The organism is Flavobacterium sp. Flavsp81, assembly GCF_059491325.1.
On sequence record NZ_CP168505.1, the window covers coordinates 3,859,205 to 3,879,310 of the forward strand.

The following is a 20,106-nucleotide window of genomic DNA, read 5'->3' on the forward strand; positions in this document are numbered from 1 at the left end:
AATGGTAAATAAAATTGAACATATAGGAGTAGCAGTAAAAAACCTGGAGGAGTCTAATCTTTTGTTTGAAAAATTATTAGGAGTTTCATCGTATAAATCTGAAGAGGTACAAAGTGAAGGGGTTTTAACTTCATTTTTTCAGACAGGCACAAATAAAATTGAACTTTTAGCGGCGACTAATCCGGAGAGTCCAATTGCTAAGTTTTTAGAAAAAAAAGGAGAAGGGATTCATCATATTGCTTTTGATGTAGAAGATATTTTTGCGGAAATTGAGCGATTAAAAAAGGAAGGATTTATTTTGATAAATGAAGTCCCTAAAAAAGGTGCCGATAATAAATTAGTAGTTTTTTTGCATCCAAAAAACACAAATGGTGTTTTGGTAGAACTTTGTCAGGAAATTAGTTGATTTTTGAAGGTTTAATAATTGCTTGATAATCAATTTGATTTTTAATAAGAATTGTTAATATTCAATTTAAGTACAAATGATAGTGCAAAATATTTGGAACGAATAAAAAATAGTAGTAATATTGCAACCTCAAACCGGTCCTATAGCTCAGCTGGTTAGAGCACCTGACTCATAATCAGGTGGTCCCTGGTTCGAGCCCAGGTGGGACCACAAAAAGCTTCATAAAAATTTTATGAAGCTTTTTTTTGTTTATTGTTTTTTTTTAGAGAAAAAACAATACATTTGCTTCGAATTTTTTGTGAAAGAACCACGCTTTTGCTAAAAGTTACAAAAACATTTTTAAGTATACTAAGATTTTAAAGTATGTCGGTTTTTATGAAAATGATAAGTAAAATTGCAATTGTATTTTTGTTTGGGATAGTAAATGTTTTTGCTGCCTCAGCACCACCTACACCAGTTTCTACAGCAAAAAGTGCAGCAGGTCCGGAACCACAGCCTGATTTGCCAATTGACAGTAATTTGTCATTTTTGCTAATTGCAGCACTTTTATTAGGGATATATATAATATACAAGCATAGGTTAAACACAAAAGCTTCAATGTAAATTGAAGCTTTTGTGCTTTTACGAAACTGTTATTATTTGTTTATTGAATAAAGTCTTGAAATATATTTTCCGACTACATCAAATTCAAGATTAATTTTTGTTCCAACTTTGAAGTTTTTGAAATTAGTGTTCTCATAAGTGTAAGGTATAATAGAAACACTGAATTCATTTGTTTTAGAATTTACAACTGTCAGGCTAACTCCGTTTACAGTTATTGAGCCTTTTTCAATAGTAATATTGCTCAGTTGTTTATCGTATTCAAAAGTATAATTCCAGCTTCCATTGGCTTCTTCAATTTTAATACACGTTCCCGTTTGGTCTACGTGACCCTGTACTATGTGTCCGTCTAAGCGGTCGCCGAGCTTCATTCCTCTTTCTAAATTAATAATGTCGCCAGTTTTCCAGTCTCCAATATTAGTTTTTAAAATTGTTTCGTCAATAGCTGTTACGGTATAATAAGAATCTTTTATAGCAACAACTGTCAGGCAGATTCCGTTATGGGATACACTTTGGTCTATTTTTAATTCGTTTGTAATAGATGAATCGACAGTTATATGAAGATTGTTTTGGTCTTTTTGTATTTCGTGAATCCTTCCTAAGGTTTCTATGATTCCTGTAAACATTGTTGGTTTTATTTTACTAAATTTGCACATCAAAATTAGTAATAAATAATTGGAGCTCATGAATAAAAAAGCAGAAAATATAATTGTTGGAATTTCGATTGGAGATTTAAACGGTATTGGAAGCGAAGTTATACTCAAAACATTCGAAGATTCTCGTATGTTAGAATTGTGTACGCCAGTTATTTTTGCAAATGCCAAAATACTTTCTTTTGTAAAAAAGAGTTTTACTTCGACTGTTCAATTTCATGGAGTTGATAAACTGGATCAGGTTGTGCCGGGAAAACTGAATGTTTTAAATTTATGGAAAGAAGGAGTTGATGTTAATCTTGGCGTCAATGACGAGAAAATAGGAGAGTATGCTATAAAATCATTTGTAGCGGCAACCAAGGCATTAAAAGAAGACTTAATAGATGTTTTGGTTACAGCACCTATTAATAAATATAATATTCAGTCGGAAGATTTTAAATTTCCGGGACATACAGACTATTTGGATCAGGAATTAGAAGGGAATGCATTGATGATGATGGTGCAGGATAATCTAAGAGTTGGTTTGCTGACAGATCATGTGCCTTTAAATGAAGTTTCTTCACATCTGACAGAGGAATTAATTAGAAGAAAAATTGAAACGGTTAGAAAATCTTTAATTCAGGATTTTAGTATCGTAAAACCAAAAATTGCTGTATTGAGTTTAAACCCGCATGCCGGTGATGGCGGTGTGATTGGAAAAGAAGATGATTTGGTTTTGAAGCCCGTTTTAAAAAAAATATTTGATAGCGGAACTATGGTTTTTGGTCCGTTTCCGGCAGATGGTTTTTTTGGAAGTGGTCAGTATGAAAAGTATGATGCTATTGTGGCAACTTATCACGATCAGGGATTGATTCCGTTTAAAACATTATCATTTGGAAAGGGAGTCAATTATACTGCGGGGTTAAACAAGATTAGAACCTCGCCGGATCACGGTACAGCTTATGATATTGCAGGAAAAGACATGGCAGATTACAATTCTTTTAAAGAAGCTGTTTATCTTGCAATTGATATTTTTCGCTCGCGTAATCAGTATGAAGAGATTAGCGCAAAACCTCTTAAAATAAAAGAAAAACAGTTATAAACAAAAAAAGGTGAATAAGATTATTAGTTTTATAATAATTTTATATCTTTGCACCCCAATTCAGGTATCTGTGTTTTAAGTATGAATTGATCAAATTGATGTTGAAATGAGCAAAACAAAAGAATTTTTAATTCCCTTCGTGGGATTAAAGTTAGGAAAACACCATTTTGAGTATCAAATTAGTAAAGAGTTCTTTGAGGACTTTGATTACGATGAATTTCAAAGTTCAGAGATCAAAGTCAGTTTAGTTTTAGATAAGAAAAACAATATGCTTGAACTGGATTTCAAACATAAAGGAACAGTAAATGTGCCTTGTGATTTAACCAGTGAAGATTTTGATTTGCCAATAAAAGGAAAGATGAAACTCATCGTTCGTTTTGGAGATGAATTCAATAATGATAATGAAGAATTGTTGATCCTGCCTCACGGTGAATATGAATTAGATGTATCACAATATATCTATGAAATGATTGCATTGTCTGTGCCTCTAAAACGAGTTCATCCAGGTGTAAAAGACGGAAGTTTACAAACCGAAGCTTTAGCAAAACTGAATGAATTGACAGTAAAAGAACAAAAGAAAGAGAGTAAAGAAGAAGAAGATATTGACCCGCGTTGGGACAAATTAAAAAAACTATTAACGGATAAATAATATAGTAAAATGGCACATCCTAAGAGAAAAATCTCGAAAACAAGAAGAGATAAGAGAAGAACACATTATAAAGCTACTGTAGCTCAGATCGCTACATGTCCTATTACTGGGGAAGCACATTTATACCACAGAGCTTACTGGCATGAAGGTAAAATGTATTACAGAGGGCAAGTTGTTATCGATAAATCTGTAGCGGTTGCTTAATACGTTTTTGTAAATGATATTAGAACTCTCACTATGTGAGAGTTTTTTTTGTTGTTTATAACTTTCTTTTTTAAGGAAATTTACGACAATGCGTTTAGATTTTTTTTTGTAATTTTCAAGTCTTTTAAAAATTTTTCAAATAGCAGTATTTGGGAGGAAATAATAGAATATAATGAATACAATCACAGCCGCAATTACCGCTGTTGGAGCTTATGTTCCAGACTTTGTACTTTCAAACAAAGTACTAGAAACAATGGTCGATACTAATGATGAATGGATTACTACTCGTACCGGGATAAAAGAAAGAAGAATTTTGAAAGATGCTGATAAGGGAACCTCGTTTCTTGCCATAAAAGCAGCACAGGATTTAATAGCAAAAGCTAATATTGATCCATTAGAAATTGATATGATTATCATGGCTACAGCCACAGCGGATATGCCGGTAGCATCTACAGGAGTTTATGTTGCAACAGAAATTGGAGCAACAAATGCATTTGCCTATGATCTTCAGGCAGCTTGTTCCAGTTTTTTATATGGAATGTCGACTGCAGCAGCTTATATACAATCTGGCAGATATAAAAAAGTATTATTGATAGGTGCTGATAAAATGTCATCTATTGTTGATTATACAGACAGAACAACTTGTATTATTTTTGGAGACGGAGCAGGAGCGGTTTTATTTGAACCGAATTATGAAGGATTAGGATTGCAGGACGAATATTTGCGTAGTGATGGCCTGGGACGTGATTTTCTTAAAATTCCAGCAGGTGGTTCTCTTGTACCAACTACTTTAGAAACTGTACAGCAAAACAGACACAATATTATTCAGGACGGAAAAACTGTTTTTAAATATGCTGTAACCAATATGGCTGACGCAAGTGAAACAATTTTGAAAAGAAACAATTTGACCAACGAAGATGTAAACTGGTTAGTACCACATCAGGCAAATAAACGTATTATTGATGCTACTGCAAGCAGAATGAATCTTGAAGATTCTAAAGTATTAATGAATATCGAAAGATATGGTAATACAACTTCGGCAACTTTGCCATTAGTGTTAAGTGACTTTGAGCACTTATTCAAAAAAGGAGATAATATTATTTTTGCCGCTTTTGGTGGTGGATTCACTTGGGGATCTATTTACCTAAAATGGGCTTACGATAAAAAATAAATTAAAACTAAAAACGAACCATTATGGATTTAAAAGAAATTCAAAACCTAATCAAATTTGTAGCAAATTCGGGTGTTGCAGAGGTGAAGTTAGAAATGGATGATGTAAAAATCACTATTAGAACAACTTTGGAAACAAATGTAACAGAAGCTACTTATGTGCAACAATTGCCACAGGCTGCATTGCCACAAGCAGTTCCTTCTCAACAAACTGCTCCAGCTGTTGTAAACGTAACTAGTGAGGCATCTGCTCCAGCTGAAGATTCAAAATATATTACTATAAAATCACCAATTATTGGTACTTTTTATAGAAAACCATCTCCGGATAAACCTGTTTTTACTGAAGTAGGTGCTACAATCGCTAAAGGTGATGTTCTTTGTGTAATTGAAGCAATGAAATTATTCAACGAAATCGAATCAGAGGTGTCAGGTAAAATTGTAAAAATTCTTGTTGACGATATGTCTCCTGTAGAATTTGACCAGCCTTTATTTTTAGTAGATCCATCTTAATTTTAGATTTTTAGATTTTAGATTTTCAGAATTATTTATGTCTGAAATCTAATTATCCAATAATCAATTGTCTAATTATCTAATTTTAAAAAGATGTTTAAAAAAATATTAATTGCGAATAGAGGAGAAATTGCACTTCGTGTAATTCGTACATGTAAAGAGATGGGAATCAAAACTGTAGCAGTTTACTCTACAGCCGATGCTGAAAGTTTACATGTTAAGTTTGCTGATGAAGCGGTTTGTATTGGTCCTCCTCCAAGTAACTTATCGTATTTGAAAATGTCAAATATTATTGCTGCTGCCGAAATTACCAATGCAGACGCAATACACCCGGGATACGGATTTCTTTCTGAGAACGCTAAATTCTCAAAAATTTGTCAGGAGCACGGAATCAAATTTATTGGTGCAGCTCCTGAAATGATTGATAGAATGGGGGATAAAGCTTCTGCAAAAGCTACAATGAAGGCTGCAGGAGTTCCATGTGTACCAGGTTCAGACGGATTATTAGAATCTTTCGAACAAACACAAAAGTTAGCCAAAGAATTTGGTTACCCGGTTATGCTTAAAGCTACTGCCGGTGGTGGTGGAAAAGGAATGCGTGCTGTCTGGAAAGAAGAAGAATTATTGAAAGCATGGGAAAGTGCACGTCAGGAAGCTGCCGCTGCGTTTGGGAATGACGGAATGTACATGGAGAAACTTATTGAAGAACCACGTCATATCGAAATTCAGGTAGTTGGGGATTCATACGGGAAAGCATGTCACCTTTCTGAAAGAGACTGTTCAGTTCAACGTCGTCACCAAAAACTAACTGAAGAAACACCTTCACCTTTCATGACTGATGAATTGCGTGCTGCAATGGGAGAAGCTGCTGTAAAAGCTGCTGAATATATTAAGTACGAAGGTGCAGGAACAGTAGAGTTTTTAGTGGATAAACACAGAAACTTCTATTTCATGGAAATGAATACCCGTATTCAGGTAGAGCATCCAATTACTGAGCAAGTTATAGATTATGATTTGATTCGTGAACAAATTATGGTAGCTGCCGGAATTCCGATTTCAGGAAAAAATTACTTACCGCAATTACATGCTATTGAATGTCGTATTAATGCTGAAGATCCTTATAACGATTTTCGCCCTTCACCAGGAAAAATTACTACACTTCATATGCCAGGAGGGCACGGGGTACGTTTAGATACTCATGTTTATTCTGGTTACAGTATTCCACCAAACTATGATTCAATGATTGCTAAGTTAATTACAACTGCTCAATCACGTGAAGAAGCTATTAGCAAAATGCGAAGAGCTTTGGATGAGTTTGTAATCGAAGGTATAAAAACTACAATACCTTTCCACAGACAATTAATGGATGATCCAAGATATATTGCAGGAGATTATACAACTGCATTTATGGATACTTTTAAAATGAATCCTATAGGAGAATAAATTTATTTTAATATATTTTATAAACCGCACATTTTTCTGTGCGGTTTTTTTATATGAGATTATGAATTTAGAATTCAAATCAGATTGTAATAATATTAAGGTAAACAAATATGTTGTAAGTTTATAAAATAATATAAGATTGATGAAAAAAACATAAAAAAAAGCTACATCTAATTGATGTAGCTTTTTTAAAATTATTTAACGGTTTATGAAATTAATTACAAATTCCAGGTAGTTAAACTTTGTATTAATCTTTTATTTTAAAAGTAGCCCTTCTGGCTAGTTTTCTGGCTAATGCTGAGCTTTTATCTACAGAAGTATCTTCACCCGCAGCAACTACAGAAATTCTTGATGCAGCGATATTAGCTTTAAGTAAAATATTTTTTATAGAGTTTGCTCTTTCATTTGATAATTTTTCGTTATACAAAGTATTTCCAATTTCATCAGCATGTCCTATAATCTCAACAGAAGCTGAAGGATTGTTTCTTAAGTAGTTTAGTATGAAATTAATACCATCTATAGAAGAATCAGTTGGGGTTGATTTGTTAAAATCAAAATAAGCTGCAACATAACCTCCGTTAACTAATTTTGTAATTGATTCACTATCTGTTAGCTGAGAATCATTATTAGTTTTGCCTGCACTTCCGTAATTTTTTGTTAAATAGTTTTCTAATTCATCCGGAATTCCGTTACTGTCTAAATCAATAGATTTTCCTTTAGAATTTACCATATGGTCTGGAATAGTACCAGCTTCCTGATCTAAATAATCAGCAATACCATCTTTATCAGAATCTGTCAGGTTATTTTCCAGATTATCAATTCTGCTTTTTAAAGCCAGTATATCTTTATCGACCAAACTATCAACCTTGTTTTTTAAAGCCAATAGATCCTTGTCAACAAGAATAACCCAGTCAGCATGTTTTTTATTTTTGCCTAGGTATAAAGTTAAACCGACAGTGCCGTTAAATAAAATCCCGGAGAAACCCTTGCTGCGACTTACACTTGCAGCATCAAAAGTATGATTTTGACGAGCATTAAGGATTGTTGTAAAATCACCCGTTAAAGCTAATCTATTTGATAATTTAATCTGTCCGGTTACTCCAATGATAAGATTAATCATTTTGTCTTTCATGGCTGAATTTTGATCTTCAAGTTGTGCAACACCAAAACCGGAATGAGCTAATAATCCAATTGTATTAGTCCAAGTTTCAAAATCCATCATTCTTCCTAAATTAGCTACAGCCTGAAGATCAATTCTGTAATATTTTGTATCGAAATCAGTTGATTTTTTTTCGCCTTGAAAACTATTATATCCTAAATCCGCTTTTAAGCCGAATTTAGTATTGAACATATATCTTACACCTAAATCAACTACGTATGGACTTGGAGTTGAAGTGAAATATGTCATTGGTTTTTGCGGTTTGTTAAAGCCTCCCGCTAATTCTATAGACCATTTATTATAATCACCATTTGTTGTAGGTTTGCTAGTATTTGTTTGTGCATCCATTGGTAAAAACCTTGCAATTAGAACAAATAAAAGTGTAATTTTTTTCATTACTATTGGTTTAAAAAATTTATGCAATAATACGATATAATTATTAATATTTATCCTGTTATAATGTATATTATTGAAGTATTATTGGTGATTTTCTAAAAAAAATGATTATAACACAAGGTTTTTCTTTGGACTAAGTATTAATACTTAGTTTGTTGAATATTGAGGAGTAAATGATGTTTTATAAATAGTTATGAATGAAGAAGATGCAGAATTTAATGTGAAATTGAATTGATGCGTAAAATAATTTCTTACCAGCTTGAAACTTCGCAGATGTAAATATTAAAGAGTAATATTTCTTAAATTTCCTGTTTAGAAGGTTTAATATTTAGTTTAAATTTTAACAATTTAGAGCTACTGTTTAAATAATTTCTATTCATGTCACTGAAAATTAAATAGGGAAAAGGTCAGAATTTAAATTTCATTTTATAAATTAAAGAAAAAGAGGGACTGAAAAAGCCCTCTTAAAAAATCTCTGCACTCTAATACATATATTAGCTGTTCTATTCTATTATTTTAAAAGTAACTCTTCGGACTAATTTTCGGGCTACTGAAGAGTTTTTATCTACCGATGTATCTTCGCCGGCTGCAACTATAGTTATTCTTGATGGTTTAATGTTAGCTTTAAGTAAAATGTTTTTTATTGTAGCATCTTTCATCAGATAATTTTTCATTGTATGTAATATCTCCAACCTCATCAGCATAACCTGTAATCTCAACTGTAGAAGGATTGTTTCTCAAATAGTTTAATACAAAATTAATACCGTCAAAAGATGTATCAGTTGGTGTAGATTTATCTCATTGGTTTTAATGGTTTGTTAAATCCGCCCCCGAATTCAATAGACCATTTGTAACACTTTCCCCATTACTTGTCTGGGCATTTACCACCATGAAGGTCATAATTAAGGACAGTAAAAGTAGATATGTAATGAAATTTTTTGTTGATCACTATAAGGAATATTAGACTAGGGGTTTGCTATAGCTTTTGATCTGTGTTTTATTATAAGTAAACACTTTTTGTGTATACTTTTTACACATAATTTTTAAAAAGTATACACTTTTTTGCATTTTATAAAAGTGATGTTTTTTGTTTTAGACCTTTAAATACGGGATGTTTAAGCGCATTGATGGTTTGGTTTAAGTTGCGGCACAATAATTTCATTATCTAAAGCAGAAACAATTATTAAATAAAATAACACATTATGAAAAAGATATTTTTATCAGCCGCAATCGTTTTGGGAAGCTTAACTGCATTTGCTTCAACTTCTCCAATTTCTAATACAATCGAAAAAATTATTTCTGTAGGAGACGAATATACTGAAATCAAATTAGAAGAAGTACCTGCTCCAATAACTGAAGCTTTGAAAAAAGCATATCCCGATGCAGTACTTACAAAAGCATATAAAAACGAAAAATCAGAATACAAATTAGATGTTACTGTTGGAGAAAAAGTAGGTTCTCTTTTTGCTAATGCAGACGGAACCTGGATTAAAAAATAATCATCCAATTTAAATCCATCACAATACATATCAAATAAACAAACAACTATTAAAAGACAATATTATGAAAAATTTATTTTTATCAGCCGCAATTATTTTAGGAGGTTTAACTTCATTTGCTTCAACTGCTCCAATTTCAAATGTTTCTGTAAAAACAATTTCTATTCAGGATGAATATACTGAAATTAAATTGGAAGAAGTACCTGCTCCAATAACTGAAGCTTTGAAAAAAGCATATCCGGATGCAGTACTTACCAAAGCATATAAAAATGCAAAATCAGAATACAAACTGGATGTAACAGTTGGAGAAAAAGTAGGTTCTCTTTTTGCTAACGCAGATGGAACCTGGATTAAAAAATAATTGAACAAATCCTTAAAATAATCATTATGAAAAAGTTAATCTTATCAGCAGCTATCATTTTAGGAAGTTTGTCAATTCAGGCATCAACGCTTAATACTTCAATGATCCAATCAGTGAATATTCAGGATGAATATAAGGAAGTTGATTCTGTACCGGCTGCTATTAAAACAGCATTGGATAATGCATATCCTGGTGTAAAACTGGAAAAAGCATATGTAAACGAGAAAAAAGAATATAAAATTGATATAATCGTTAGAGAAGTAAAGTCCACTGTTTATACAGATGCTCAGGGAAATATCATTAAAAAATAATTATCAGTATTATGAAAAAATTAATCTTATCAGCGACCATTATCTTAGTGGGATTGTCAGTTCAGGCAGGTATTTCTGGAGAACCTTCAATAGTTAATTCAATAATAATTAATTCAATCCAGGATGAATATAAAGAAGTTACTGCAGATGCAGTTCCGGCTGCTGTAAAATCTACAATTGAGAAATCTTTTCCAAATACAAAACTTGAAAAAGCGTATAAAAACGAAAAAAACGAGTATAAATTGGAAATTGCAAATGGTGATAAAAAGTATACTATTTTTACAGATGCTTCAGGCAACATCATTAAAAAATAATTAAAAATCAGCATTATGAAAAAATTAATCCTATCAGCAGCAATCATTTTTGGAAGTTTGTCGATTTACGCGACAACAAATTCAACTGTGGAGCCAGTAAAGATGACAATTCAGCTTCAATCAGAATATAAAGAAGTTACTGCAGATGCAGTTCCGGCTGCTGTAAAAGCTGCATTGCAAACGGCATATCCGGGAGCTAAGCTGGAAAAAGCTTTCGTAAACGAAAAAAAGGAATATAAATTAGAAATATCAGTTGGTGACCAAAAGGCTACTGTTTATTCAGATGTCAATGGCAACTGGTTAAAAATTTAATTAGGTGAATTAGATTTATGTTTTTGGTGAAAAAGAGATTGCTCCTTGCAATCTCTTTTTTTTTTGCATAATTTTATGAAAATACTACTTTAATAGTGTTATTTTAGCAGAAAAGTCCCTAAAACCAATGCCCAAGATATTATTAATAGAAGATGATATTTCATTTTGCAAATTATTAGAGAAATTTCTAATAAAAAAAGCATACGATGTAACTATTGCATTCTCAGCTGAAGAAGCCAGATTAGCCATCAAAAAAGAATCTTTTGATTTGATTTTGACAGACCTTCGTTTGCCTGATTCTGACGGTATTGGATTGATGGCTGAATTTAAGATTTTATATCCTGAAATTCCTGTTATCCTTATGACAGGTTATTCAGATGTGAATACTGCTGTTAAAGCAATTAAAAACGGAGCTGCTGATTATATCTCAAAACCTTTTAATCCTGATGAGGTTTTATTGGTTATTACCAATGCTTTGAAGGTGCCTCAAGCCAAAACTCCAATTAAGGAAAAGAAAACACCTGCCAGAAATACAGCTGTTGACAATGAATTTGTAAAAGGAATTTCTGTTGCATCCAAAAAATTATTGGATCATATCAAATTGGTAAGCCCTACAGATATGTCTGTTTTGATTATTGGAGAAAGTGGTACAGGAAAAGAAATCATAGCCAAAAGCATTCATCAGCAAAGCCATAGAAAAAGCAATAATTTTATAGCAGTTGATTGTGGTGCAATTCCAAAGGAACTGGCAGCCAGCGAATTTTTTGGACATTTAAAAGGATCTTTTACAGGAGCAATCAGCGATAAAATGGGTTATTTTGAAGCTGCGGACGGAGGAACCCTGTTTTTAGACGAAATAGGTAATCTTTCTTATGAAAATCAAATACAGCTGTTGAGAGCGCTTCAGGAACGAAAAATAAAACCTGTCGGGAGCAATAAAGAAATTAATGTTGATATCCGAATTATTACTGCTACAAATGAAGATTTACGTGAAGCAGTTAAAAACGGAGATTTCCGCGAAGATTTATACCACAGAATCAATGAGTTTTCGATTCAGTCACCTTCGTTAACTGAAAGAGGTGAAGATTTAATGATTTTTGCAGATTATTTTTTAGAGAAAGCCAATCAGCAGCTGAACAAGGAAATAATTGGTTTTTCGCCGGAAGTAGTCAGTATTTTTCAAAGATACAGCTGGCCGGGGAATTTACGTGAACTTCAAAACTGTGTGAAACGTGCCACACTTTTATCACAAGGAGATTTTATTGAAAGTGATGTTTTACCTGCAGAATTTTTTCAGGCACAAAAACAAAATAATGAAGGAGTCTTTTCTTTATCGGAAAATGAAAAAGAAACCATTATTCATGCTTTATCCAGAACACAAAACAACAAATCTGAAGCTGCAAAGCTGCTGAAAATTACCAGAAAAACACTTTATAATAAATTAAAACAGTATAATATCGATTAATTGATTTCTCTTTTCAAAGCTTCAAAAAGTACATAAATCTTTGCTTTTAGTGAATTGTAGCTAACTTTCAAATCAGAATCTTCAAAATTAGCCTCCTCCAGAGTTTTCAAAATCTCTCCAATTTCATGAGCCTGAATCTGTCTGAACATAGGAGCAATCCGATGCGCAATTGAATGAATTTCTGTTTCATTTTCTTCGATTATGGCTTTTTCTAAATCATTTAAATTCAGTCTTGTACTTTCCATAAACGATTCAATGAACTCTTTTGAGGACTGATCACTGCCTAAAAATTCCTTCAACGTTGTTAGTGAATACGATTTTGATGTAGGTTCCTGCTCCGTTTTTACAATCTCATTATCTAAAAGGATGTCATCATCTAAAATGCGCTGAATTGTTTCCAGCATGATTTTTGGAGAATATGGTTTTTTTATTACTGTAGAAAAACCAGCTTTTGTATAAACTGAAAAATCCAAATCTGCCCGTCCTGTTATTGCAACAATTGGCTGATTTTTATAAAATGAATTGGTGGTACTTTTTAGTTTTTTAACAAACATAAAACCATCCATTTCAGGCATTTGGATATCGGTAATAATAAAATCAAAATTAGTATTCTGAATAATTTCTAATGCTTCAATTGCTCTGTTAAATGATAAAACTTCATGATTTTGCTGCCTTAAAACGCTACTGGTTAAATTCAGCAAATTAATGTCATCATCAATAATAATAAAAGTTAGTTTTTTAAGGTTTGAAATAGCTTTTTCACGTGTTTTTTCTATAGTAGCACTCGTGTCAAATAACAACGGAAGCTTGATTTCAAAAATGCTTCCTTTTCCAAAAGTGCTTTCCAGATTCAGATCTCCTCCTAAAATAGCTATTATTTTTTGGCAGATAGAAAGCCCTAATCCTGTTCCTCCATATTTTTTTTCTATATTTTCATTGGCCTGTGTAAATTCGTCAAAGATTAACTCCTGATTTTCTTTTTCAATTCCTATTCCCGAATCTTCAATTCTAATCATGAAATAATGGTCATCATTGACAATATCGGCAGTTATTTTTATAAAACCTTCTTCTGTAAATTTATAGGCATTTCCAATAATATTAGTCAAAACCTGTTTTAGTCGAAACGGATCTCCAATAATTTTTGCAGCAAGTTTTTCGTCACTGGAGATAAGGAGTTCAATACTCTTTTGTTTGTAAACTGCCTGAACATTTTTTGCAACTTCCTCTATAACTTCGGGAAGTAAGAAAGGTACTTTTTCAATGGTGATTTTCCCCGCTTCAATTTGCGAGAAATCCAGTAAATCCTGAACTAGTTGTGTAATATATTCTGAAGAATTTTTAATGTTTTTAATGAAATATGATTGTTTGGTATTAATATCAGAATTGTCTAAAAGCTCGGTGTAGCCAACAATGGTGCTTAAAGGCGTTTTTAAATCATGACTTACCGTAGAAATAAGCTGCTCACGGCTTTTGAGCAGATTTTTGGTTTTGAAATTGGCAATTTCAAGCTGTTTTTTATACAATTGCGATTTAGAATAATCACTTACAATTAAAATAGAGAAAAATACGGTTAGCAATAAACCAATAATAGCCGATGCCGTGACAATCTCATTAACTTTTTTAAGTGATTTTTCTTTTAATGAATTGTTTTTTATCGAATTGATAATGATTTCACGTTCAATAAAACGAAGTACCTTTCGGAGTTGTTCAGAGATGGCAATTTCATTTTTCAGCAGTTTATTCTCTTCAAAATTCAGGGATTCTTTCTTCTTTTCAGCTTTTAATTTTACATTGCTTAAAAGCTTTTTCGAATTGGCCAATATAGAATCTGAAGCTTGTTTGCTCAGCGTATTGGTGCTGTCATCGGGAATGTTCTGATTTAGGTAATCTACATATTTCTGAAGCACATTTCGTTGATAACTCCCTAATTCATTTGGGTCTTTAGTAAAATCCTGAAGTTCTAATTTTCGGAGTTTAAACTCCATTTTGGTAATTTCGTCAATAGCAGTATTTACCGATACCTCATCATCAGCTTTGTTTTTTATGGTTTTTAACTGTCTGATATTCTCTGTTTTTTCAGATAATAAATAGGTTACACTATCTAATAATGTTTTTTGATATTGGGTTGTAACAATTTGTTTTAAAGTGTCAATTCTTGATTTTAGTGAATCCGTTTCAATAAGATAGCTTTTAAAATCTTTTTCTGAATTGGTCTGAATTGTTTTTCGGGCTAAACTTTCTGTTTTATATACATTTGAAAAAAGCTTGCTGACTCTCAGAATCTTCGTTTTTTCAAGCGCAATTTTATTTTCTAATTTATTGTAGACTACGTTTTCAGAATATAAAAACCATCCCACAGTAACAACTAGCGCCACTAATACAACATAGCTGAAGAGAATTTTAATTGGCGTATAACTTTTTTTACTCTCCATGGATTTTTATTATGAGTATGTATTTTAAAATTGGATATTGCAATTTATTCAATATTTTCTGTTTTAAAAAGCCAAACTTTCTTTAAAAAAATAACCACAGACTTTATGAATCTGTGGCTAATTGCAATTTTGTTTATTTAATTAAAGCGTTTCGTCCAGCCATTTAAAAAACTCATTCTGCCAAACCTGAGCATTTTGAGGTTTTAAAACCCAATGGTTCTCATCCGGGAAATAAAGAAAACGGCTTTTGATTCCTCTTAACTGGGCTGCCTGAAAAGCTTCCTGACTTTGTCCGATTGGAACACGGAAATCTTTTCCTCCCTGAATAATTAAAATGGGTTTGTTCCAGTTTCCTACTAAGGATGCAGGATTAAAAGTGGTGTATGTTTTTTGAGCAGCAACATTGTCTTTTTCCCAATATGCACCTCCAAAATCCCAGTTGTTAAAGAAAACTTCCTCAGTAGTTCCAAACATACTTTGCGTATTGAAAACGCCATCGTGAGCAATAAAAGTTTTAAAACGATTCTTGTGGATTCCGGCCAGATAAAAAACAGAATATCCTCCGTAACTTGCACCTACACATCCTAAACGGGATTTATCAACGTAGTTTTCTTTGGCAACATTATCAATGGCAGATAAATAATCATCCATAACCTGTCCTCCCCAGTCTTTACTGATTTGTTCGTTCCATTCTACACCGTGACCCGGCATGCCGCGACGGTTTGGTGCAACAACTATGTAACCCTTGGCAGCCATTAATGAAAAATTCCAACGGAAAGAATAGGATTGTGTCAAGGCAGCTTGTGGTCCGCCCTGGCAGAATAATAAAGTCGGGTATTTTTTTGAAGCATCAAAATTTGGAGGTAAAATTACCCAAACCAACATTTTTTTACCATCAGTAGTTGTAACATAACGTTTCTCAGTCTTGCTAAGCGTTAATGTTTTGTAAGTTTCAGTGTTTATATTTGAGATTTGTTTCCAGGTGTTTTTCTTCAAATTATAAGAAAAAATCTCTCCGGCATGATTCATATCCGTTCTGGTTACGATAATATCATCTCCTGAAAAACCAACTAAATCATTCACATCAAAATCCCCATTTGTCAATTGACGAACCTGAATTGCAATTCTGGTCAATCCCGGAAAGTTAACTTCAAAAAGTTGTTTTGTACCATCAATTGGAGCTATGAAAAACACTTTTTTACCATCTTTACTCCATATAAAACTATCTACAGTACCATCCCAGTTTGCAGTTAGATTGGTTTTGATTCCTTTAAATTCAACAATAATATCATTTTTATCAGATTCATAACCATCACGTTTCATTTGTAACCAGGTCAGGTTTCCTGTTGGAGAAAATTGAGGAGCTGTATCGTAACCTAAATTGTCTTCGGTTCTGTTAGTGGTTTTCTGTGTTTCTAAATTATACTCATATATATTGGTATTTGTAGAAATGGCATATTCGGTTCCTGCTTTTTTCTTGCATACATATAAGATGCTTTTTCCGTCCGGTGACCAAATATAATCTTCGTCGCCGCCAAAAGGTTTTTGAGGACTATCAAAAGTTTCTCCTTTTAAGATATCAATACCCACAGCGTCTTTTTTATTTTCTTTATAAAAAACATGGTTAAATTTACCTTCATTCCAGGTATCCCAATGACGATAATCTAAACCATTATAAATTTGCACGTCAGATTTATCCAGATTTGGATAAAAATCCTTACCTAAAACCTTATCAATTTTTACTTCTTCATTGTACAGTAAAAATTTTCCGTCAGACGAAATGTTTTTATCCGCCAAAATATCTTTAGTATCTTTGATTTCAGTTGCATTTCCGCCATTTACAGGCAAAATATAATATTTAGAATTCGATTTGTTTTCTTCTACTGAAGGAGTAGAAACTTTGAAAACCACATTTTTTGCATCTTTAGAAAGCCCAATAGGCGTTACTCTTCCTAATTTCCATAACAATTCCTGTGACATCACATTCTGCCCGATTGCATTTAAACTCATCATTATCAATGTTGTAAATAATATTTTTTTCATAATAAAACTCTGATTTATTCGAGCTAAAAGTACAAAATATATTTTAGCAAGTTTGTTATTCCAGACTGGTGACTGTCATAAATAAATGATAAAAAATAAGTATTTTGTTGTCACTCTGAACGGAGTCGAAGGGCTTTTAAGGTAAAAAGGATTTCGATTCCGCTCAGCCTGACATGAGCTTTAATTTTTGTAGTATGATTTAAAAAAATCAGTATTTTTATAAAAAAATCAGAAATGGAATTGAGTTATTGGGAACTTAAAAACTGGTTTACGAATGTAGATTATACGATTGTCGGCAGCGGTATCGTAGGTTTACATACTGCTTTACGCTTACGCGAAAGATTTCCAGCGGCAAAAATTCTGGTATTGGAAAAAGGAATGCTGCCACAGGGCGCAAGTACCAAGAATGCCGGTTTTGCTTGTTTCGGAAGCCTTTCAGAAATTATGGATGATTTAAAAACCCATTCAGAAGAAGATGTGGTACAGCTTATCGAAAAACGTTGGCAGGGTTTACAATTACTCCGAAAAAGATTAGGAGATTCTGTTATAGATTTTAAACCTTACGGCGGATATGAATTATTTCTGAAAGAAGATGAAATTGGTTTTAATGCTTGTGTAAGCAGGTTACCTTTTATTAATGAAATTCTAAAACCACTTTTCAAAGCTGATGTTTTTACTAAAGAAGTTGATCGCTTTGGATTTGAAAATATTCAGGAGTATTTAATCTTTAACCCGTTTGAAGCACAAATTGATACTGGAAATATGATGCAGGAATTGCTTAGGCAAGCCGTTGCCGCAAATATTTTAATTTTGAACCGGCAAACAGTAAGTTCTTATTCTGATTCGGGCAGTAATGTTGAAGTTGTGCTGAATGATTTTAGTTTTATTTCAAAAAAAATACTTTTTACAACAAACGGTTTTGCAAATTCCTTGACAAAAGGAGCAGTTCAACCTGCCAGAGCGCAGGTTTTGATTACCGAACCAATTCCGAATTTAGATATTAAAGGAACTTTTCATTTAGATCGTGGTTATTATTATTTCAGGAATATTGATGACAGGATTTTAGTTGGAGGAGGTCGAAACCTGGATTTTGAAACGGAAAATACAACTGAATTCGGCCAAACTAAAATTGTACAAAATAAATTGGAAGATTTACTGAAAAATGTAATTTTACCAAACCAGGAATTCCGTATTGCCCATCGATGGAGCGGGATAATGGGAGTAGGAAACAGTAAAAAACCTATTGTTTCACAACTGTCTGAAAACGTGTTTTGTGGAGTGCGTTTAGGCGGAATGGGTGTGGCGATAGGAAGTTTAATAGGAACAGAATTAGCAGATTTAATATAATGGCAGTAAAAAAACCGGCACCAAAGAAAACAACCGCAAACAAACCAAAAGCATCTCCTAAGAAGTCAAATCGAACTTTTTTGGGAAAAGTAAAATGGTTTTTAATTAAATGCCTATTATGGTTTTTCGGACTCTCAATAGGATCAGTCATATTTTTTAAATTCGTTCCGGTACCATTTACGCCACTCATGGTGATTCGTGCCATCGAAAATAAAATGGATGGCAAAGAAGTGTATTTTGATCATGACTGGGAACCGATTGACAAGATTTCCATGAATCTTCAAAAAGCAGTTATTGCCAGTGAAGATGGTACTTTTTTAACACACAATGGTTTTGATTTTAAAGCACTTCAGAAAGCGTATAAAAGCAATGAGCGTGGCCGCAGAATACGTGGAGGAAGTACTATTTCGCAGCAAACCGCAAAAAATGTTTTTTTATGGCAGGGCAAAAGTTACCTCCGTAAAGGACTCGAAGCTTATTTTACGGTTTTAATAGAAATTATCTGGGGCAAAAAACGCATTATGGAAGTTTACTTAAATAGTATCGAAATGGGTGATGGCGTGTACGGAGCTTATGCGGCAACAGAACATTGGTACCGTCGTGATGCTTCGAGCTTAACACCAATGCAGGCAGCAGGAATTGCAGCTATTTTGCCGAATCCGAGAAAGTTTAAAGCAACAGGATCTTCGAGTTATATCAACAGGCGAAAACAAAGAATCGTTCGTGAAATGCGTGCTGTAGGTAAAATAAATTATTAAATGGATTTGAAAAGAAGATTTTTTGCACTTTTGATATTGACATCTGCCTTGGCTTTAGGACAAGGAAAAACTATAGAAATTGGTTTTATTACGGATAATGATTTATATACATCATCCAAAAATGATATGTATTACACCAATGGTATAGAGCTTTTCTACCGGTTTTTATCGAAGAACAGTAACGAAAAAATCAATAAAAAGATTACTGAATTTAGAATTGGTCAATATATTTATAATCCGAGATTTATTAATGAAGAAGCTGTTACAATAAATGACAGGCCATTTACCGGCTATCTTTTCGCCGAAGCTGGTCGAAGTTTTTTCTACAATAGTGAATCGGCTTTGAAAACAGATTTTCAATTGGGTTTTATTGGTCCAAATTCTTTGGGAAAAGAAATGCAGGAAGCTTTCCACCATGTTATCGGATATAAAAAAGTGTATGGTTGGGAAAATCAGATTCATAATGCTTTAGCCGTACAAACACACGTTTTATATTCGAAGAAATTATTTAGAAACATGCACAACGATTTTCTGGATCTTCATTTTCAGTCAGAGGGTAATTTGGGAACTATTTTTACAGGTGTTTCCACTGGATTTTTAACCCGGATAGGTTTTAAAAAATTACTGCCTGTTTACGATTCTAACTTGTATGATGCATCAGTGAGCAACGCACCAGAAGTTAAGGTACGTGAATTTTATATTTATGCCATGCCAAGTGTCAATTACCAGTTTTATAATGCTACAATTCAGGGAAGTTTGTTTAATGATACGAGCCCGGTAACTTTTGATTTGGTTCCTTTGCGTTTCAATGCTGAGTTTGGGATTAAGTACAGACATGATAGTTTTAATTTATCCTACACTTTTATGTACCGCGGAAAAGAATTAAAAGATCCTCTTACCAATACCAATTCGGGATATTTTTATGGTTCGATTCGGGTTTCTTATTTGTTGAAGTAGTTTTGTAAATTTATTTATTTAATAATTTATGGTTAA

General features: G+C 32.9%; 22 protein-coding genes and 1 tRNA gene. 18 read left to right on the forward strand and 5 right to left on the reverse strand.

Translation table 11 applies throughout. The features are described 5' to 3' along the window. The first annotated feature begins 1 nt into the window (after window position 1). The 3 genes from mce (at window position 2) to ACEN92_RS16205 (ending at window position 1,009) form a co-directional block, all read left to right on the forward strand. Window positions 2-406, forward strand: a complete 405-nt coding sequence (mce, locus tag ACEN92_RS16195) for a methylmalonyl-CoA epimerase (RefSeq protein WP_495639378.1) — start codon at window positions 2-4, stop codon at window positions 404-406. A gap of 136 nt (window positions 407-542) precedes the next feature. Further along, window positions 543-616 (forward strand) — tRNA-Ile (locus ACEN92_RS16200). 165 nt (window positions 617-781) lie between these two features. Further along, window positions 782-1,009, forward strand: coding sequence for a hypothetical protein (locus tag ACEN92_RS16205; RefSeq protein ID WP_495639379.1), 228 nt, complete (start codon window positions 782-784; stop codon window positions 1,007-1,009). 32 nt (window positions 1,010-1,041) lie between these two features. On the opposite strand, the gene ACEN92_RS16210 is transcribed toward ACEN92_RS16205, so the two are convergent. Then, a complete protein-coding gene (locus ACEN92_RS16210) occupies window positions 1,042-1,632 on the reverse strand; it encodes a riboflavin synthase (protein WP_495639380.1) in 591 nt (196 codons plus the stop codon). Window positions 1,633-1,690: 58 nt separating this feature from the next. On the opposite strand from ACEN92_RS16210, the gene pdxA reads away from it, so the two are divergent. From pdxA to accC, 6 genes are all read left to right on the forward strand, one after another. After that, window positions 1,691-2,740 carry a 4-hydroxythreonine-4-phosphate dehydrogenase PdxA gene (gene pdxA / locus ACEN92_RS16215; RefSeq protein ID WP_495639381.1) on the forward strand — a complete coding sequence of 350 codons (1,050 nt, stop codon included), beginning with the start codon at window positions 1,691-1,693 and terminating at the stop codon, window positions 2,738-2,740. 106 nt (window positions 2,741-2,846) lie between these two features. Further along, the gene (locus ACEN92_RS16220; RefSeq protein WP_495639382.1) at window positions 2,847-3,389 is read left to right on the forward strand and encodes a YceD family protein; all 543 of its coding nucleotides are present in this window, start codon (window positions 2,847-2,849) and stop codon (window positions 3,387-3,389) included. A 9-nt stretch (window positions 3,390-3,398) separates the two neighbouring features. Beyond that, window positions 3,399-3,593 carry a 50S ribosomal protein L32 gene (gene rpmF / locus ACEN92_RS16225; RefSeq protein ID WP_007137315.1) on the forward strand — a complete coding sequence of 65 codons (195 nt, stop codon included), beginning with the start codon at window positions 3,399-3,401 and terminating at the stop codon, window positions 3,591-3,593. Between the two features lie 172 nt (window positions 3,594-3,765). Further along, a complete protein-coding gene (locus ACEN92_RS16230) occupies window positions 3,766-4,764 on the forward strand; it encodes a beta-ketoacyl-ACP synthase III (RefSeq protein WP_495639383.1) in 999 nt (332 codons plus the stop codon). A 23-nt stretch (window positions 4,765-4,787) separates the two neighbouring features. Continuing rightward, window positions 4,788-5,273, forward strand: coding sequence for an acetyl-CoA carboxylase biotin carboxyl carrier protein (gene accB, locus ACEN92_RS16235; RefSeq protein WP_495639384.1), 486 nt, complete (start codon window positions 4,788-4,790; stop codon window positions 5,271-5,273). 93 nt (window positions 5,274-5,366) lie between these two features. Further along, the gene (gene accC, locus ACEN92_RS16240) at window positions 5,367-6,716 is read left to right on the forward strand and encodes an acetyl-CoA carboxylase biotin carboxylase subunit (protein ID WP_495639385.1); all 1,350 of its coding nucleotides are present in this window, start codon (window positions 5,367-5,369) and stop codon (window positions 6,714-6,716) included. Window positions 6,717-6,963: 247 nt separating this feature from the next. Here the strand turns inward: accC and ACEN92_RS16245 are convergent, their stop codons facing one another. Both ACEN92_RS16245 and ACEN92_RS16250 read right to left on the reverse strand, forming a co-directional pair. Next, a complete protein-coding gene (locus ACEN92_RS16245) occupies window positions 6,964-8,271 on the reverse strand; it encodes an OmpA family protein (protein ID WP_495639386.1) in 1,308 nt (435 codons plus the stop codon). Window positions 8,272-8,774: 503 nt separating this feature from the next. Then, on the reverse strand, window positions 8,775-8,930 hold the full coding sequence (locus ACEN92_RS16250; RefSeq protein ID WP_495639387.1) for a hypothetical protein: 156 nt from the start codon (window positions 8,928-8,930) through the stop codon (window positions 8,775-8,777). Window positions 8,931-9,473: 543 nt separating this feature from the next. Here ACEN92_RS16250 and ACEN92_RS16255 point away from each other — a divergent pair. The 6 genes from ACEN92_RS16255 to ACEN92_RS16280 all read left to right on the forward strand — a co-directional run bounded on the left by ACEN92_RS16255 (window position 9,474) and on the right by ACEN92_RS16280 (window position 12,533). Then, window positions 9,474-9,770 carry a hypothetical protein gene (locus tag ACEN92_RS16255; RefSeq protein ID WP_495639388.1) on the forward strand — a complete coding sequence of 99 codons (297 nt, stop codon included), beginning with the start codon at window positions 9,474-9,476 and terminating at the stop codon, window positions 9,768-9,770. A gap of 64 nt (window positions 9,771-9,834) precedes the next feature. Next, window positions 9,835-10,131, forward strand: coding sequence for a hypothetical protein (locus ACEN92_RS16260; RefSeq protein WP_495639389.1), 297 nt, complete (start codon window positions 9,835-9,837; stop codon window positions 10,129-10,131). 26 nt (window positions 10,132-10,157) lie between these two features. Then, on the forward strand, window positions 10,158-10,442 hold the full coding sequence (locus tag ACEN92_RS16265) for a hypothetical protein (RefSeq protein WP_495639390.1): 285 nt from the start codon (window positions 10,158-10,160) through the stop codon (window positions 10,440-10,442). An 11-nt stretch (window positions 10,443-10,453) separates the two neighbouring features. After that, on the forward strand, window positions 10,454-10,756 hold the full coding sequence (locus tag ACEN92_RS16270) for a PepSY-like domain-containing protein (RefSeq protein WP_495639391.1): 303 nt from the start codon (window positions 10,454-10,456) through the stop codon (window positions 10,754-10,756). A 15-nt stretch (window positions 10,757-10,771) separates the two neighbouring features. Next, a complete protein-coding gene (locus ACEN92_RS16275) occupies window positions 10,772-11,068 on the forward strand; it encodes a PepSY-like domain-containing protein (RefSeq protein WP_495639392.1) in 297 nt (98 codons plus the stop codon). Window positions 11,069-11,195: 127 nt separating this feature from the next. Beyond that, window positions 11,196-12,533 carry a sigma-54-dependent transcriptional regulator gene (locus tag ACEN92_RS16280; RefSeq protein ID WP_495639393.1) on the forward strand — a complete coding sequence of 446 codons (1,338 nt, stop codon included), beginning with the start codon at window positions 11,196-11,198 and terminating at the stop codon, window positions 12,531-12,533. On the opposite strand, the gene ACEN92_RS16285 is transcribed toward ACEN92_RS16280, so the two are convergent. After that, on the reverse strand, window positions 12,530-14,965 hold the full coding sequence (locus tag ACEN92_RS16285) for a hybrid sensor histidine kinase/response regulator (RefSeq protein WP_495639394.1): 2,436 nt from the start codon (window positions 14,963-14,965) through the stop codon (window positions 12,530-12,532). The two genes, ACEN92_RS16280 and ACEN92_RS16285, sit on opposite strands and share 4 nt — an antisense overlap. Before the next feature lie 141 nt (window positions 14,966-15,106). Continuing rightward, complete coding sequence (locus tag ACEN92_RS16290; protein ID WP_495639395.1) at window positions 15,107-17,008, reverse strand: S9 family peptidase; 1,902 nt, start codon at window positions 17,006-17,008, stop codon at window positions 15,107-15,109. A 234-nt stretch (window positions 17,009-17,242) separates the two neighbouring features. On the opposite strand from ACEN92_RS16290, the gene ACEN92_RS16295 reads away from it, so the two are divergent. Genes ACEN92_RS16295 through ACEN92_RS16305 form a run of 3 tightly spaced genes read left to right on the forward strand, consistent with a single transcriptional unit; the run spans window position 17,243 to window position 20,070 of the window. Continuing rightward, window positions 17,243-18,355, forward strand: coding sequence for an NAD(P)/FAD-dependent oxidoreductase (locus ACEN92_RS16295; RefSeq protein WP_495639396.1), 1,113 nt, complete (start codon window positions 17,243-17,245; stop codon window positions 18,353-18,355). Next, a complete protein-coding gene (mtgA, locus tag ACEN92_RS16300) occupies window positions 18,355-19,113 on the forward strand; it encodes a monofunctional biosynthetic peptidoglycan transglycosylase (protein ID WP_495639397.1) in 759 nt (252 codons plus the stop codon). The genes ACEN92_RS16295 and mtgA overlap by 1 nt, the downstream gene beginning before the upstream one ends. Next, window positions 19,114-20,070, forward strand: coding sequence for a lipid A deacylase LpxR family protein (locus ACEN92_RS16305; protein WP_495639398.1), 957 nt, complete (start codon window positions 19,114-19,116; stop codon window positions 20,068-20,070). The last annotated feature ends 36 nt before the right edge of the window (window positions 20,071-20,106 follow it).